The organism is Nocardioides sp. Z30_9 (assembly GCF_058215735.1).
This window is the reverse complement of sequence record NZ_JBZAJF010000001.1, coordinates 1,316,421-1,331,383: the sequence shown is the minus strand read 5'-3', so window position 1 is coordinate 1,331,383 and position 14,963 is coordinate 1,316,421. Positions and strand designations below refer to the sequence as shown.

Sequence of the window (14,963 nt, the reverse complement as noted above, 5' to 3'; positions counted from 1 at the left end):
GGGGTGACCCCGACCACGGAGACCCTCGGCCAAGGCCCCGACCTGTCCTCGGACGCCGCCATCTCCCGGCGGGCACGACGGCACGCCGCGGCGCGGCAGGGGTCGCCGGTCCAGGTGGGCCTGGCGCTGCTCGCGCTCGCGATGGGCGGGTTCGCCATCGGCACTGCCGAGTTCGTCTCGATGGGGCTGCTGCCCCAGCTCGCCGCAGGAGTCGGGGTCTCGATCCCGACGGCCGGGCACGTGATCTCGGCGTACGCCATCGGGGTGGTGGTGGGTGCCCCCGTGATCGCGGTCTTCGGGGCCAGGCTGCCGCGCCGCGAGCTGTTGCTCGGCCTGATGGTGGTCTTCCTGGTCGGCAACGCGATGAGCGCTCTCGCCACCGGCTACACCTCGCTCACGCTGGCCCGGTTCTTCGCCGGACTGCCGCACGGCGCCTACTTCGGGGTGGCCTCGCTCGTCGCCGCGGACCTGGTCAGCCCCGAGCGCCGGGGCCGCGCGGTGAGCCGCGTGATGCTCGGGCTCGCGTTCGCCAACCTCGCCGGCGTTCCCGCGGCGACCTGGCTGGGCCAGGCGGCGGGCTGGCGCTCGGCGTACTGGATGGTGGCGGGCATGGCCGTCGTGACCGCGGTGCTGGTGCTGTGGCTGGTGCCCCACGTCGCCGCCAACCGGGAGGCGTCCGGGCGCACCGAGATGCGCGCGTTCAAGAACCCCCAGGTGCTGCTCACCCTGCTGGCCGGCGCCGTCGGGTTCGGTGGCATGTTCGCCGTCTACACCTACATCGCGCCCACCGTCACCGACGTGGCCGGCCTCGGCGAGGGCCGCGTGCCCCTCTACCTGCTGGCGCTCGGGCTCGGCATGGTCGTCGGTACGCCGCTCGGCGGCCGGCTCGCGGACTGGTCGATCTTTCGGTCGCTGCTCGTCGCCTCCGTGGCGATGACCGGCACCCTGGTGGCGTTCACCGTCACCGCCCAGTGGTTCATCCCGGGCCTGCTCACGGCGTTCGCGCTCACGGTCTTCGGGTCGGTGCTGGTCACCAACCTGCAGATGCGGCTGATGCAGGTCGCCGGCGACGCCCAGACCATCGGCGCCGCGATGAACCACGCCTCGCTCAACGTCGCCAACGCTCTCGGTGCCTGGCTCGGCGGAGTCGTGGTGGCGGCCGGGTTCGGCTACACCTCGACCAGCTGGGTCGGGGCCGCGCTCTCGGTCGCCGGCCTGGCGGTCCTGCTCGCCTCGGCCGGCCTGCACCGCCGTACGGCCTAGAGGGGCCGCAGCTCCCCGGCGAGCTGGTCGAAGACCGCGGTGTCCACGTGGCTCCCGTCCGGCAGCGAGGTGCTGCGCCGTTCCGTGCCGACCCGGGTGAATCCGCTCCGCTCCAGGACGCGCAGCGAGGCGTGGTTGTCCACGGACGCGTAGGCCACCAGCCGGCGCAGGCCGAGCCCGCCGTCCTCCTGGTCCACGAAGGCGTGGCGTACGGCGAGTCGGCAGGCCTCGGTTGCCACGCCACGCCCCCGGGCGTCGGGGTGGGTCCAGTAGCCGATCTCCGCCTCGCCACCGGGACCGATCCCGTAGACCAGCACCGAGCCCAGGAAGGCGTCGGACTCGGGGTCCGCGACCGTCCAGTCGAGCAGCGACCCTGCAGCAGCCTCCTCGCCGTGGACCAGCTCGCGCTCCCGGGCAGTGGATTCGTCATGCGGGGCGTGGTCGCGCATGCGCTGGCTGTAGCGCTGCAGCCCGGGGTCGTTGAGGGCCTCCACGGTCCGGGCCAGGTCGCTGTCCTGCGGCGCGCGCAGGACGACGGAGCCGCCCGTGATCCGGGGAGGGCGCAGCCAGACCGAGCGGGGGGTCATCGGCTCGTCGCGGCGCAGGGTGCCGGCCCAGGTGTCGACGAGCTCGTCACGGTCGTCCAGCCAGGACCGCAGCATCCCGTCGAAGCTGAACCCCACCCGCCAGGCCAGGCGCCGCGAGGCCCAGTTGCCCCGGTTCGCCAACCAGAGCACGGTCCGCAGGTCGCGTTCGGCGAAGCCCCACTCGAGCAGCAGCCGCAGCGCCCGCTCCATCACCCCCCGGCCCCGCACCCAGGGGTGGGAGCCGTAGGCGATCTCGGCGCGTCCGAGGCCCTTGTTGCGCAACGAGACCGTGCCGCAGAAGCGCGCGTTGCCCGAGTCGTCGGCCGCCTCGACCACGAACGCCCACTCCTGGTCGGTCTCCCAGCCACCCGGGATGACGTGGCGCAGGAACGCCTTGGCATCGTCGCGTGAGTAGGGGACCGGGATCGAGGTCCACTGCTGCATCTGCGGGTCCTGGCACTGCTCGTAGACCCCGAGGACGTCGTCCTCGGTCGGTGCACGCAGCGTCACCACTGCATCGGTGAGCGTGGGGACCATGCGGTGTGCCGCGGCCATGCTGGAACAATGTCAGACATGTCCCAGCAGACCCCGCCTGACGTGCCGGCGCTCCCACGCGTCCTGTCCGGAATCCAGCCCACCAGCGACTCGTTCCACTTCGGGAACTACCTCGGTGCGCTGCGGCAGTGGGTCGACCTCCAGGACGGGCACGAGGCGTTCTTCTTCATCGCCGACATGCACGCGATCACCCTCGAGCACGACCCCAAGAAGCTGCGTGAGCGCTGCTTCGTCGCCGCCGCCCAGCTGATCGCGATGGGCATCGACCCGGCCCGCTCGGCCATCTTCGTGCAGTCGCAGGTCCCCGAGCACGCGCAGCTGAGCTGGGTGCTGCAGTGCCTGACCGGCTTCGGCGAGGCCCGCCGGATGACGCAGTTCAAGGACAAGTCCGCCAAGGGCGGCGAGGGCACCGCATCCGTGGGCCTGTTCACCTACCCGATCCTGCAGGCGGCCGACATCCTGCTCTACCGGCCGACGTTCGTCCCGGTGGGGGAGGACCAGCGCCAGCACCTCGAGCTGACCCGCGACCTCGCGCAGCGGTTCAACCACCGCTACAAGAAGACCTTCCGCGTCCCCGAGCCCTACATCCTTAAGGACACCGCGAAGATCACCGACCTGCAGCACCCCGAGGCGAAGATGTCGAAGTCCGCCTCCAGCGCGGCCGGGATCATCGACCTGCTCGACGAGCCCAGGTCCTCGGCGAAGAAGATCCGCTCGGCGGTGACCGACTCTGGGTCCGAGATCCGTTTCGACCCCGAGGAGAAGGCCGGTGTCTCCAACCTGCTCACGATCTACTCGGCGCTGACCGGCCGCACCGTGGACGACCTCGTCGCCTCCTACGACGGCCAGGGCTACGGCGCGCTCAAGGGCGACCTGGCCGAGGTGGTCGTGGAGTTCGTGACCCCGTTCCGGAACCGGACCCTGGAGCTGCTCGACGACCGGGCCGAGCTCCAGCGGGTGCTCGACAACGGCGCGGAGACCGCGGGAGCGGTGGCCTCGCGCACGCTGGCCGACGTGCACGAGCGCGTCGGTTTCGCTCCCTGGCCGCGTCGGTAGGGTCTGCGGGTGCCCACCATCGGAGTCTCCGTCGCCGTGCCCGAACCGTGGGGCCTCGAGCTGCAGCAGTACCGGATCGACGCCGGTGACGACGCGGCCCGGCACATCCCGACCCACATCACGTTGCTGCCCCCGCACGAGGTGGCCGCGGACGACCTCGACGACGTGGTCACGCACCTCGGGCTGGTGGCGGCAGCGAGCCTGCCGTTCCGGGTGCACCTGCGCGGCACCGGCACCTTCGAGCCGATCTCACCGGTGGTGTTCATCGGGGTGGTCGAGGGGATCAGCCAGTTCGAGCAGCTCGCGCTGCAGGTCCGTCAGGGGCCGCTGGCCTTCGACTCGGCCTTCCCCTACCACCCGCACGTGACGGTCGCCCACGACCTGGCCCCGGAGCGGCTCGAGCAGGCGTTCACCGACCTCGACGGGTTCGACGCCAGCTTCGACGTCGACGAGATGTGGATGTACTTCCACGACGACGAGACCGGCTGGCACCCCACCCGGGCGTTCCCGCTCGGGGGCTGATCGGGGGCCGGCCGGTCTGGTCGTGGTGCTGCTCTGTCGTGGTGCCGGTGGGGGCTAGCGCGGGGCGAACATGTTCACGGCGTACGACGTGGAGAACCGCTTGCGGCCGACCTTGACGCCCTTGACGACCACCCGGAAGTTGCCCGACTTGGCCTGGCTGGCGGGGATGTGCCAGACCAGGGTCGGCTGGGCGTACCCGTTCTCCACGCGCAGCTTGACCGTGCGGACCGGGCGGCCGTTGCGGAAGACCTGCACCCGGGCCTTGCGGAAGTTCGCCGCCCGGTTGCCCGAGGACAGCGACCAGCGGCCGTTGGGCTCCAGGGTGTTGGGGAAGTAGCCGGGGCTCGGCCAGGCCACCCAGGTCGGGTTCGGCCGGTACCGCGACTGCGGTCCGATCACGGTGATCGCGTTGGCCTCCTTGGTGGAGCCCGAGCCCATCGCGGTAGCGAACGGGTTCAGCAGCCAGCGACGGTGCCCCACGGCACCGTTGGTGGCGCCGGGGTCGGTGGTGTAGAGCCGGACCAGGCCGGCTGCGGTGAGGTGGGGGTAGGAGAGCACCAGGTTCGCGCGTCCGGCGTTGGCGGCTCCGGCGCCGGTGTAGCACCGCCAGTTCCGCGAGGGGGAGTGGCTGAGCCGGCCGTTGGCGGCCATCATCATCGCGGTGAGCTGGGACCGGTTGTTCAGGTCCGCGGAGAAGGCGACGGGCGCCAGCCCGGCCAGGGACCGGACGAAGTTCAGTGCCCGCTGGGTGGCGGCCCGGGAGGCAGCGGAGCTGGTCCCGGGGATGCACCGGCTCGCGTCGCCGGTGTAGTCGGTGGGGACGCTGAGCCCGGAGGCGAACTGTGCCTTGTAGGCGGCGTTGACCGCGGCCGCACTGTGGATGTTGACCGCGCGGGAGTAGCGCCCCGTGACCTGGACGCTCGCCATCCGGACGGACCGCTTCTTTTTCTTCTTCTTGCGGCCGAGCACCTCGGTGCCCTGGACCAGGTCGCCCTGCTTCTCGACGCCCTGCTTCTCGACGGCCTGCTTCTGGACGGCCGGCTGGTCACTGACCTGCCGGGTCGGCTCCTGCCGCGCCTTGGTGGACCCGGAGGACAGATCGGCCGAGGCGGTGCCAAGGACGGGGGCAGCGCCCCCTCCGAACATGATCATCAGCGCGGCGCCGGTGGTGACGAGCGCCCGAACGGGGGTCTTGGGCTCCATAACTAAGGAGCATATATAACCAAATGTCCGTTTCGCACCGAAATGGGCAAATAATGCAGAACCTGGGTATTAGTGACCGTGTCGAATGGCGGTGCGCAGGTCCTTGTTCAGCTGCGAGATCACGTCGAGGGGAATTCCCTTGGGGCAGGCCGCGGTGCACTCGCCGATGTTGGTGCAGCCACCGAAGCCCTCGTGGTCGTGCTGGCCGATCATGTTGACCACCCGGGTGTCCCGCTCGGCCTGGCCCTGGGGGAGCTCACCGAGGTGGGTGATCTTCGCGCCGAGGAACAGCGAGGCGGAGCCGTTGGGGCAGGCGGCCACGCACGCGCCGCAGCCGATGCAGGTGGCCATGTCGAACGCCCGGTCGGCGTTCTCCTTGGGCACCGGCGTGGCGTGGGCGTCGGGAGCGGCACCGGTGTTCACCGAGATGTAGCCGCCCTCGGCGATCATCCGGTCCAGGGCCCCGCGGTCCACGCACAGGTCGCGGATCACCGGGAAGGGGTCGGCACGCCAGGGCTCGATGGTGATCGTCTCGCCGTCGGTGAACGAGCGCATGTGCAGCTGGCAGGTGGTGGTGACGACGGGGCCGTGGGCCTCGCCGTTGATCATCAGCCCGCACATTCCGCAGATGCCCTCGCGGCAGTCGGAGTCGAACGCGACCGGCTCCTCGCCCGCGGCGTTGAGCTGCTCGTTGAGCACGTCGAGCATCTCGAGGAACGACATGTCGCCGGAGATCTCGTCGACCTCGTAGGTGTGCATCGCGCCCTGCGCCGCAGCGTTGGGCTGACGCCAGATCTTGAGGGTGAGTTTCACTTGTAGCTCCGCTGCTTCATCTCGACGAACTCATAGGTCAGGTTCTCCTTGTGCAGGACCGGCTTGCCCATCTCGTGGTCGGCTGCCGCCCCGCCCCACTCCCAGGCCGCCACGTAGGCGAACTCGTCGTCGTGGCGCAGCGCCTCGCCGTCCTCGGTCTGGGACTCGGCCCGGAAGTGACCGCCGCACGACTCGCGCCGGTTCAGGGCGTCGATGCACATCAGCTCACCGAGCTCGAAGAAGTCGGCCACGCGGCCGGCACGCTCGAGGGACTGGTTGAGCCCCTCCGCGGTGCCGAGCACCTTCACGTTGCGCCAGAAGTCGTCGCGCAGCGAGCGGATCAGGTCGATGGCCTTCTTCAGGCCGTCCTCGCTGCGCTCCATGCCGCAGTACTCCCACATGATGTTGCCGAGCTCGCGGTGGTAGGAGTCGACGCTGCGGGTGCCGTTGTTGCTCAGGAAGTGGTTCACGCGGGCCTGCACGGCCTCCTGCGCCTCGACGACCGCCGGGTGGTCCTCGGGGATCTTCTCGAACGGGCTGTCGGCGAGGTAGTCGCGCACCGTGTTCGGCAGCACGAAGTACCCGTCGGCCAGGCCCTGCATCAGCGCCGAGGCGCCGAGCCGGTTGGCGCCGTGGTCGGAGAAGTTGGCCTCACCGGTGACGAACAGGCCGGGGATCGTGGACTGCAGGTCGTAGTCGACCCACAGGCCGCCCATCACGTAGTGCACCGCCGGGTAGATCCGCATCGGGGAGTCGTAGGGGTCCTCGCCGGTGATCTGGGCGTACATGTCGAACAGGTTGCCGTACTTGTCCTCGATCGCCTTGCGGCCGAGACGCCCGATGGCCTCGGCGAAGTCGAGGTAGACACCACGTCGTACGCCGTCGACCTCGGGGCCCACGCCGCGGCCCTCGTCGCACATGTTCTTGGCCTGTCGCGAGGCGATGTCGCGGGGGACCAGGTTGCCGAAGGAGGGGTAGATCCGCTCCAGGTAGTAGTCGCGGTCCTCCTCGGGGATGTCCCGGGGGTCCTTGTCGGCGTCCTTGGCGTCCTTGGGCACCCAGATGCGGCCGTCGTTGCGCAGCGACTCGCTCATCAGGGTCAGCTTGGACTGGTGGGTGCCGGAGACCGGGATGCAGGTCGGGTGGATCTGGGTGTAGCAGGGGTTGGCCATGTAGGCGCCCTTGCGGTGGGCCCGCCAGCTCGCGGTGACGTTGGAGCCCATCGCGTTGGTGGAGAGGAAGAAGACGTTGCCGTAGCCGCCGTTGGCCAGCACGACCACGTCGGCGAGGTGGGTCTGTACGTCGCCGGTGACCAGGTCGCGCACGATGATGCCGCGGGCGCGGCCGTCGACGACGATCAGCTCGAGCATCTCGTGGCGGGTGTAGGTGGTCACGGTGCCGGCGGCGACCTGGCGCTCGAGGGCCTGGTAGGCGCCGAGCAGCAGCTGCTGGCCGGTCTGGCCGCGGGCGTAGAAGGTGCGGGAGACCTGGACGCCGCCGAAGGAGCGGTTGTCGAGCAGGCCGCCGTACTCGCGGGCGAAGGGGACGCCCTGGGCGACGCACTGGTCGATGATGTTGCGGCTCACCTGGGCGAGCCGGTAGACGTTCGACTCCCGCGAGCGGTAGTCACCGCCCTTGATGGTGTCGTAGAAGAGCCGGAAGACCGAGTCGCCGTCGCCCTTGTAGTTCTTCGCGGCGTTGATGCCGCCCTGGGCGGCGATCGAGTGGGCCCGGCGGGGGGAGTCCTGGTAGCAGAAGGACTTGACCTGGTAGCCCGCCTCGCCGAGCGTCGCCGCCGCGGCGCCACCGGCGAGGCCGGTGCCCACGACGATGACCGAGACCTTGCGGCGGTTGGCCGGGTTGACGATACGGGCGTCGAACTGGCGGGTGTCCCACCGCTCCTCGATCGGGCCCTTGGGTGCCTTGGTGTCGGCGATCGGCTCACCGGGGACGTAGTACCCGGCCGCGTCGTCGCTGGACTGGTTGCCTTCTCGGGAGCCTGCGCTCGCCTCGACGGTCGCGTTCGCGCTGAGTTCGTTCTCGGGGTTGTCGCTCATGGGGGAGTCCCTCTACTTGGTGATGACGCCGGCCAGGACGAAGATCGGCACCAGCGAGAAGCCGCCGGCGACGATCACCGCGATCACCACGCCGAGCCGCTTGGCCCGGACGCGGGAGGTGGCGTGGTTGGTGAGTCCCAGGGTCTGCATCGCGCTCCAGACACCGTGGTGGATGTGCATGCCGAGGAGGAACATCGCGACGAGGTAGATCAGGGTCAGCCACCAGGTCTCGAAGGACTCGACCAAGAGGTTGTAGGGGTCGTTGGTCGGTCCGCCGGTGACGTTGATCTTGACGATCGTGAAGTTCAGCAGGTGCCAGATGATGAACACCAGCAAGGTGAGCCCGCCCCAGCGCATGGTGCGCGAGCTGAGCGTCGAGTGCCGGTTCTTCTTCACGGCGTACTTCGCGGACCGGGCCTCGCGGGCGCGGCGCCACAGCGCGGCGGCGGCAGCGACGTGCACCAGCAGCGAGACGATCAGCACGATGCGCAGGATCCACAGGAACCCCGAGTGCGGGAGCATCGGCTCACCGATCTCGCGCAGGTGGTGGGCGTAGTCGTTGAAGGTGTCGTGCCCACCGAACGCCATCAGGTTGCCGTACATGTGCGCGAGCACGAAGAGCAGGAAGATGATCCCGCTGGCAGCCATGGTGATCTTCAGCGCGATGGTCGATCGTGTCGACCTGGGGTTCTTGACGAGAGTCGCAGTTGCCACGAAGTTCACCGTATATCCCCGGAGCCGCGCATGCTGCGACTGGGTGACCCGACCCGCCCCCTGGAGGCCTTCAGGGACCTCTCAGGCGGGCGAAACGGGGGTGGTGTTCATCACACCGTGCTGTTGCGGCCCGGCTGGGACCCGGCTGCGACCCGCCTCGCGGGCGCGTCGGCGTCGCTCATGCCGGTCGCCGGCAGGTGCTCGATGATCAGCAGCGCGCGGTCGTCGTTGCCCTGCGAGACCTTGGCGATGATCCGGTCGGCGGCGCCGTCGAACCCGCGGGCCACCGCCTTCTCGGCGACGTCCTGGAGCCACGCCACTCCTACGTCGAGGTGCTCGGACCGCGACTCCACCACCCCGTCGGTGTAGAACATCAAGGCGTCCCCGGGGAGCAGCTTCCCGCTGCTCATCACCATCTCGGGTCGCGGCACGATCCCCAGGGCGGTACCGCGCGCCGGGTCGATCCGCCAGGCGCGCTCCTCGCCGGACCACACCAGCGCCGGCGGGTGGCCCGCGCTGCTGAGCTGGTAGCTGCCGGTCTCGAGGTCGAGCAGCACGTGCACCGCCGTGGCGAACGTGTCGTCGGAGTTCTGCCGGAGCAGGAAGTCGTTGGCGGCGGCGAAGAGCCCCTGGGGCGGGAGCGCTCCGATCAGCCCGCCGAGGGCGCCGCCGAACTGCAGCGCGCGAGAGGCCGCCTTGACGCCCTTGCCGGTGACGTCGACCAGGATCAGCTCCAGCTGCCTGGCCTCGTCGCTGCAGTGCGCCACCAGGAAGTCGCCGCCGTAACCCACGTCGTCGGCCGCGATCATCGCCGAGTGCGAGCGCCAGCCCTCGGGGAGGTCCGGGATCTTGCCCTGGGACTGCAACCGGTCGCGCAGGTCGTTGAGCATCGCGTCGCTGACCGGACCCGGCAGGCCGGTCCGGCGACGGCCGGAGGCGAACAGGATCAGGAGCACGCACACGAGCAGCGTGATCAGTCCGGTGATCCGCGGCAAGCTCATCGGCGGGTGGAGCAGCACGGCGCCCACTGCCGCGCTGACGGTGACCAGGGTCAGGAAGATCAGCGGGACGAAGCGCAGCAGCATCATGCCGAGCAGCAGCCAGATGAAGTACGTCGTCAACGGCATCACCGAGTACTCGACGATCGAGACGCCGAAGCACAGCACCACGCCGGCGAGCAGAGCGACCAAGGTCATCGCCTGGCTCTGCGAGCTGCCCGTGCGCCAGGTGGCCACGGGGTCGACAAGATAACGCCGGAGCCCGTCCATCACCGGATGAGGGTAGGGGGCTGGTGGGGACGGGGGCGCGCACGACTCGCCCCGGGTTGCAGCAGCACTGCGACGCCTCGCCACCTGCGCATGCTCGACCCTTCCTCCGACCGGTGCCAGAACCGTAGTCGGCCCACCGCCGCACGGCGCCCGAGCAGGACAAGTGGTCTAGCCGCGAGGCCGGCGGTGTCTCACTCCGTGGCTCACTCGGCGGCCGGGCGGCCGTGCAGGCAGACGTCGTGGCGCCGTACGCCGCCCGGGGCAGCCGGGTCCGGCAGCGGGAGGTAGCCCCGGCGTATCCCCTCCTCGGCGAGGCCCGCGGCCGTCGCGACCCGGCACGAGGCGAGGTTCTCGACACTGTGGTCGAGCTGGACCCGCGCCTGGCGGGGACCGTCCCGGTCCAGGGTCAGCCACCGGGCGAAGGCCGCCACCGCCCGGCGGCCCAGACCGCGCCCACGGGCATCGGGATGGATGGAGTACCCGATCTCGCAGACCCGCAGGGGCGCCGGGGCGTGCCGTCGCCAGTCGACGATCCCCACCAGCGCCGGGTCGTCGCCCTCCACGACGGTGAGGGTGGACGGCTCACCGGCAGCGAACTGCCGGGTCGCCTGGGCGATCCGCGCATCGAGGTCCTGGACCGAGCTCGGCGGCCTGATGAAGCAGGGCGTCGCGAACCTCGTCTGCTCCGGGTCCTCCAACAGCTCGAGCCAGCGCTGGCGGTCGGCGGCGACCGGTGGCCGCAGTCCGATGCCGTCCCCGCTGATCATGCGACTGGTCATCTGCACCTCGCGAGGCTGGGCCGGGTCATGCCCGCGAGGACCGGGTTGGCGCGGGTCGGGAGAGGCCATTGTCACAGTGGGTGGTGGGTTCGGGAGGGCAGTTCGTATCCTTCGCCCATGAGCAGCTCTTCCGGGCCGGCCGAGGCCGACGGTTCCCATCTCGCCCTGGCCCAGGGCCAGGAGCACGACGTCAGCGAGTGGGAGCAGGCGGCCGCGGCAGTGCTGCGCAAGGCCCGCCGGCTCAGTGACGACGACCCCGACGACGCCGTGTGGGCCGCGCTCATCCGCTCCACGCTCGACGGGATCGCGGTCACCCCGCTGGGCACCCCGGCGCTGGTCGCCGACCTCCCCGAGCCCGTCCGCCCCCCGGAGCGCGGTGACGGCTGGGACGTCCGTGCCCTGCTCGCTGACCCGGACGCCGGAGCGGCCCACGCGGCCGGGCTGACCGACCTGGAGAACGGCGCGACGTCGCTGTGGCTCCAGCTCGGCGCCACCGGCATCGACGTCTCCGACCTCCCCGCCGTGCTCTCGGGAGTCCTGCTCGACGCGGCCCCGGTGGTCCTCGACGCACCCTCCGACCCCCTCGCCGCGGCAGAGGCCTTCGCCGCCCTGGCCGAGGGCACCACCCTGGCCCCCGGGACGAACCTCGGCGTCGACCCCGTCGGTGCGGCCGTGCGCGGCGTACCCGGTGCCGATGCCTCCCAGGTCACCGAGGCAGCGACGCTGGCCCGACGGCTGGGGTGCAGGGCGCTCGTCGTCGACGGCACCGCCGTGCACGACCTGGGCGGGTCCGACGTGCAGGAGCTCGGCTACGTGCTGGCCGTGGGCGCCCACTACCTGCGGGTCCTGACCACCGCCGGGATCGAGGTCGACGACGCCGCGCAGCTGGTGGAGTTCCGGCTCGCCGCGACCGACGAGCAGTTCGAGACCATCGCCAAGCTGCGTGCCGTACGCCGGCTCTGGGCCCGGATGCTCGAGCTCAGCGGCGCCTCGCCGACCAGCAGGAACATGACGCTGCACGCGGTCACGTCCCGGCCGATGATGACCAAGTACGACCCCTGGGTGAACATGCTGCGCACCTGCGTGGCCGCCTTCGCTGCCGGGGTGGGCGGGGCCGACGCGGTCACCGTGCTGCCCTTCGACGCGCGGCTCGGCCTGCCGGACGCCTTCGCGCGCCGGATCGCCCGGAACACCTCGACCCTGCTGGTCGAGGAGTCGCACGTGGCCAAGGTGGCGGACCCGGCCGGTGGCTCGTTCGCGGTGGAGAAGCTCACCGACGACCTCGCGGTCGCGGGCTGGGAGGAGCTCGGCCGGATCGAGTCGGCCGGTGGCGTGCTCGCCGCCCTCGAGGACGGCTCCCTGAAGGCGCGCATCGACGAGGTGGTCACCGTGCGCGACCAGCAGATCGCGCAGCGCAAGCGACCGATCACCGGTCTCAGCGAGTTCCCCAACCTGCACGAGACGCTGCCGCAGCGGGCGCCGTACGCCGAGGAGGCGCTGCCGGTCCGCGCCTACGGTGCGGCCTTCGAGGCGCTGCGTGACGAGCCCGCCCCCGACAAGGTGTTCCTGGCGACGATGGGCACCATCGCCGCCCACACCGCCCGGGCGAGCTTCGCCACCAACCTGTTCGCCGCCGGTGGCATCGACGTGGTCAACGCCGGTCGCCACGACGACGTGGCCGCCGTGATCGAGGACTTCACCGGCCCCGAGGGGGGCCAGTCCGTGGTCTGCCTGGTGGGCCACGACAAGGCGTACGCCGAGTGGGGCGCCGAGCTCGCGAGCGCGCTGCGCGAGGCCGGGGCCGACTGGGTCATCCTGGCGGGCAAGCCCGTCGAGGGTGTGGACACCGACGACACGTGTGCGACAGGGGTCGACGCGCTCGACTTCTTGACCCGCACCAGAGAGAAGCTGACGCGATGAGCATCCCCGAGAGCTTCGCCGGCCTGCCGCTCGCCGGCGAGGTGGCCGCGCAGGACACCGCCCCGGCCCAGGACGCCCCGGCTCAGGACTCAGCCCGGACCCAGGGCGACGCCTGGGAGTCGCCCGAGGGGATCGGCATCCTGCCGGTCTACGGTCCCGAGCACCTCGAGGGCCTCGACGCGCTGGACACCTACCCCGGTCTCGCGCCGTTCCTGCGCGGTCCCTATCCCACGATGTACACCACCCAGCCGTGGACCGTGCGCCAGTACGCCGGGTTCTCCACCGCCGAGGAGTCCAACGCCTTCTACCGCCGCAACCTCGCGGCCGGCCAGAAGGGCCTCTCGGTCGCCTTCGACCTCGCGACCCACCGCGGCTACGACTCCGACCACCCGCGGGTGCGCGGCGACGTGGGCATGGCCGGCGTGGCGATCGACTCGATCTACGACGCCCGCACGCTCTTCGAGGGCATTCCCCTCGACGAGATGAGCGTCAGCATGACGATGAACGGTGCGGTGCTGCCGGTGCTGGCGCTCTACATCGCCGCGGCCGAGGAGCAGGGGGTGAAGCCGGAGCAGCTCACGGGGACGATCCAGAACGACATCCTCAAGGAGTTCATGGTCCGCAACACCTACATCTACCCGCCGCAGCCGAGCATGCGGATCATCAGCGACATCTTCGGCTACACCTCGCAGAAGATGCCGCGCTACAACTCGATCTCGATCTCCGGCTACCACATCCAGGAGGCCGGGGCGACGGCCGACCTCGAGCTCGCCTACACCCTCGCCGACGGCGTGGAGTACATCCGCGCGGGGCTGGAGGCGGGGCTCACGATCGACCAGTTCGCCCCACGGCTGAGCTTCTTCTGGGCCATCGGGATGAACTTCTTCATGGAGGTCGCCAAGATGCGCGCCGCCCGGGCCCTGTGGGCCCGGCTGGTGAGCCAGTTCGAGCCGCAGAACGCCAAGTCGCTCTCGCTGCGCACGCACAGCCAGACCTCGGGCTGGTCGCTCACCGCCCAGGACGTGTTCAACAACGTGCAGCGGACCTGCATCGAGGCGATGGCCGCGACCCAGGGGCACACCCAGTCGCTGCACACCAACGCCCTCGACGAGGCGATCGCCCTGCCGACGGACTTCTCGGCCCGGATCGCGCGCAACACCCAGCTGCTGCTGCAGCAGGAGTCCGGGACCACCGGGATCATCGACCCCTGGGCCGGCTCCTACTACGTGGAGCGGCTCACCCACGACCTCGCCGAGCGCGCCTGGGCGCACATCAGCGAGGTCGAGAAGGCCGGCGGGATGGCCAAGGCCATCGAGGAGGGCCTGCCGAAGATGCGTATCGAGGAGGCCGCCGCCCGTACCCAGGCGCGACTGGACTCCGGCGCGCAGAAGCTGGTCGGGGTGAACACCTACCGGCTCGCCGACGAGGACAAGCTCGATGTGCTGAAGGTCGACAACGCCAGTGTCTACCGCCAGCAGCTCGCCAAGCTCGAGCGGCTGCGCGAGGAGCGCGACCCCGAGGCGGTCGAGCGCACCCTGAACGCGCTCACCCGCTCCGCCGAGGACGGCCACGTCCACGGCTCGCTCGACGGCAACCTGCTCGCGCTCGCCGTGGAGGCCGCGCACGCCAAGGCCACGGTCGGTGAGATCTCCGAGGCGCTCGAGAAGGTGTACGGCCGCCACCGCGCCGTGATCCGTACCATCTCGGGTGTGTACAAGCGCGAGTCCGGCACCAACGAGTCGATGCAGAAGGTCCTCGCCGCGACCGAGAAGTTCGCCGAGGACGAGGGCCGGCGGCCCCGGATCCTGGTCGCCAAGATGGGCCAGGACGGCCACGACCGCGGCCAGAAGGTCATCGTCACCGCGTTCGCCGACATGGGCTTCGACGTCGACGTGGGCCCGCTGTTCTCCACCCCCGAGGAGGTCGCCCAGCAGGCGGTCGACGCCGACGTCCACATCGTCGGCGTCAACTCGCTGGCCGCGGGCCACCTCACGCTGGTGCCTGCGCTCAAGGAGGCCCTCGCGGACCTCGGTGGCGAGGACGTGATGGTCGTCGTGGGTGGCGTGATCCCGCCTGACGACGTCCCGACGCTCCAGGAGATGGGCGCCGCGGCGGTGTTCGGTCCGGGCACCGTGATCAGCGAGGCCGCCCTCGACCTGCTGGAGCGGCTCGCCGCCCAGCTGGGCCACCAGCCGGTGACCGAGGGTGTCGAGAGCAGCTGAGGCT

At 70.7% G+C, this 14,963-nt stretch carries 12 protein-coding genes; 5 read left to right on the top strand and 7 right to left on the bottom strand.

Annotated elements, in window-relative coordinates; genetic code table 11:
* The first annotated feature begins 3 nt into the window (after positions 1-3).
* Positions 4-1,263 (top strand): MFS transporter, encoded by a 1,260-nt coding sequence (locus AC4BGB_RS06535; RefSeq protein WP_490545839.1) that lies wholly within the window; start codon positions 4-6, stop codon positions 1,261-1,263.
* Here AC4BGB_RS06535 and AC4BGB_RS06530 read toward each other — a convergent pair.
* On the bottom strand, positions 1,260-2,405 hold the full coding sequence (locus AC4BGB_RS06530; protein WP_490545837.1) for a GNAT family N-acetyltransferase: 1,146 nt from the start codon (positions 2,403-2,405) through the stop codon (positions 1,260-1,262). The two genes, AC4BGB_RS06535 and AC4BGB_RS06530, sit on opposite strands and share 4 nt — an antisense overlap.
* 18 nt (positions 2,406-2,423) lie before the next feature.
* Between AC4BGB_RS06530 and trpS the strand changes: the two genes are divergently transcribed.
* Complete coding sequence (gene trpS, locus AC4BGB_RS06525) at positions 2,424-3,461, top strand: tryptophan--tRNA ligase (protein ID WP_490545835.1); 1,038 nt, start codon at positions 2,424-2,426, stop codon at positions 3,459-3,461.
* 9 nt (positions 3,462-3,470) lie between these two features.
* The gene (locus AC4BGB_RS06520) at positions 3,471-3,983 is read left to right on the top strand and encodes a 2'-5' RNA ligase family protein (protein WP_490545833.1); all 513 of its coding nucleotides are present in this window, start codon (positions 3,471-3,473) and stop codon (positions 3,981-3,983) included.
* A 54-nt stretch (positions 3,984-4,037) separates the two neighbouring features.
* On the opposite strand, the gene AC4BGB_RS06515 is transcribed toward AC4BGB_RS06520, so the two are convergent.
* From AC4BGB_RS06515 to AC4BGB_RS06490, 6 genes are all read right to left on the bottom strand, one after another.
* Entirely contained in the window at positions 4,038-5,186 is a 1,149-nt protein-coding gene (locus AC4BGB_RS06515; protein ID WP_490545831.1) for a CAP domain-containing protein, read from the bottom strand.
* 69 nt (positions 5,187-5,255) lie between these two features.
* On the bottom strand, positions 5,256-5,999 hold the full coding sequence (locus tag AC4BGB_RS06510) for a succinate dehydrogenase/fumarate reductase iron-sulfur subunit (RefSeq protein WP_490545829.1): 744 nt from the start codon (positions 5,997-5,999) through the stop codon (positions 5,256-5,258).
* Positions 5,996-8,056 carry a fumarate reductase/succinate dehydrogenase flavoprotein subunit gene (locus tag AC4BGB_RS06505; protein WP_490545827.1) on the bottom strand — a complete coding sequence of 687 codons (2,061 nt, stop codon included), beginning with the start codon at positions 8,054-8,056 and terminating at the stop codon, positions 5,996-5,998. The genes AC4BGB_RS06510 and AC4BGB_RS06505 overlap by 4 nt, the downstream gene beginning before the upstream one ends.
* Before the next feature lie 12 nt (positions 8,057-8,068).
* Positions 8,069-8,770: a succinate dehydrogenase cytochrome b subunit gene (locus AC4BGB_RS06500; protein ID WP_490545825.1), complete on the bottom strand. Its 702-nt coding sequence runs from the start codon at positions 8,768-8,770 to the stop codon at positions 8,069-8,071.
* A 110-nt stretch (positions 8,771-8,880) separates the two neighbouring features.
* A complete protein-coding gene (locus AC4BGB_RS06495; protein WP_490546793.1) occupies positions 8,881-10,038 on the bottom strand; it encodes a SpoIIE family protein phosphatase in 1,158 nt (385 codons plus the stop codon).
* A gap of 203 nt (positions 10,039-10,241) precedes the next feature.
* Positions 10,242-10,817 carry a GNAT family N-acetyltransferase gene (locus AC4BGB_RS06490; protein ID WP_490545824.1) on the bottom strand — a complete coding sequence of 192 codons (576 nt, stop codon included), beginning with the start codon at positions 10,815-10,817 and terminating at the stop codon, positions 10,242-10,244.
* 117 nt (positions 10,818-10,934) lie between these two features.
* On the opposite strand from AC4BGB_RS06490, the gene AC4BGB_RS06485 reads away from it, so the two are divergent.
* Positions 10,935-12,737, top strand: coding sequence for a methylmalonyl-CoA mutase family protein (locus AC4BGB_RS06485; protein WP_490545822.1), 1,803 nt, complete (start codon positions 10,935-10,937; stop codon positions 12,735-12,737).
* Entirely contained in the window at positions 12,734-14,959 is a 2,226-nt protein-coding gene (gene scpA, locus AC4BGB_RS06480; protein WP_490545820.1) for a methylmalonyl-CoA mutase, read from the top strand. The genes AC4BGB_RS06485 and scpA overlap by 4 nt, the downstream gene beginning before the upstream one ends.
* Positions 14,960-14,963: the final 4 nt, after the last annotated feature.

Bases quoted from the DNA above. Each gene is read 5' to 3' on its own strand.
- AC4BGB_RS06530 (WP_490545837.1), bottom strand. From the start codon at position 2,405: ATGGCCGCGGCACACCGCATGGTCCCCACGCTCACCGATGCAGTGGTG.
- trpS (WP_490545835.1), top strand. From the start codon at position 2,424: ATGTCCCAGCAGACCCCGCCTGACGTGCCGGCGCTCCCACGCGTCCTG.
- AC4BGB_RS06515 (WP_490545831.1), bottom strand. From the start codon at position 5,186: ATGGAGCCCAAGACCCCCGTTCGGGCGCTCGTCACCACCGGCGCCGCG.
- AC4BGB_RS06505 (WP_490545827.1), bottom strand. From the start codon at position 8,056: ATGAGCGACAACCCCGAGAACGAACTCAGCGCGAACGCGACCGTCGAG.
- AC4BGB_RS06495 (WP_490546793.1), bottom strand. From the start codon at position 10,038: ATGGACGGGCTCCGGCGTTATCTTGTCGACCCCGTGGCCACCTGGCGC.
- AC4BGB_RS06490 (WP_490545824.1), bottom strand. From the start codon at position 10,817: ATGACCAGTCGCATGATCAGCGGGGACGGCATCGGACTGCGGCCACCG.
- AC4BGB_RS06485 (WP_490545822.1), top strand. From the start codon at position 10,935: ATGAGCAGCTCTTCCGGGCCGGCCGAGGCCGACGGTTCCCATCTCGCC.
- scpA (WP_490545820.1), top strand. From the start codon at position 12,734: ATGAGCATCCCCGAGAGCTTCGCCGGCCTGCCGCTCGCCGGCGAGGTG.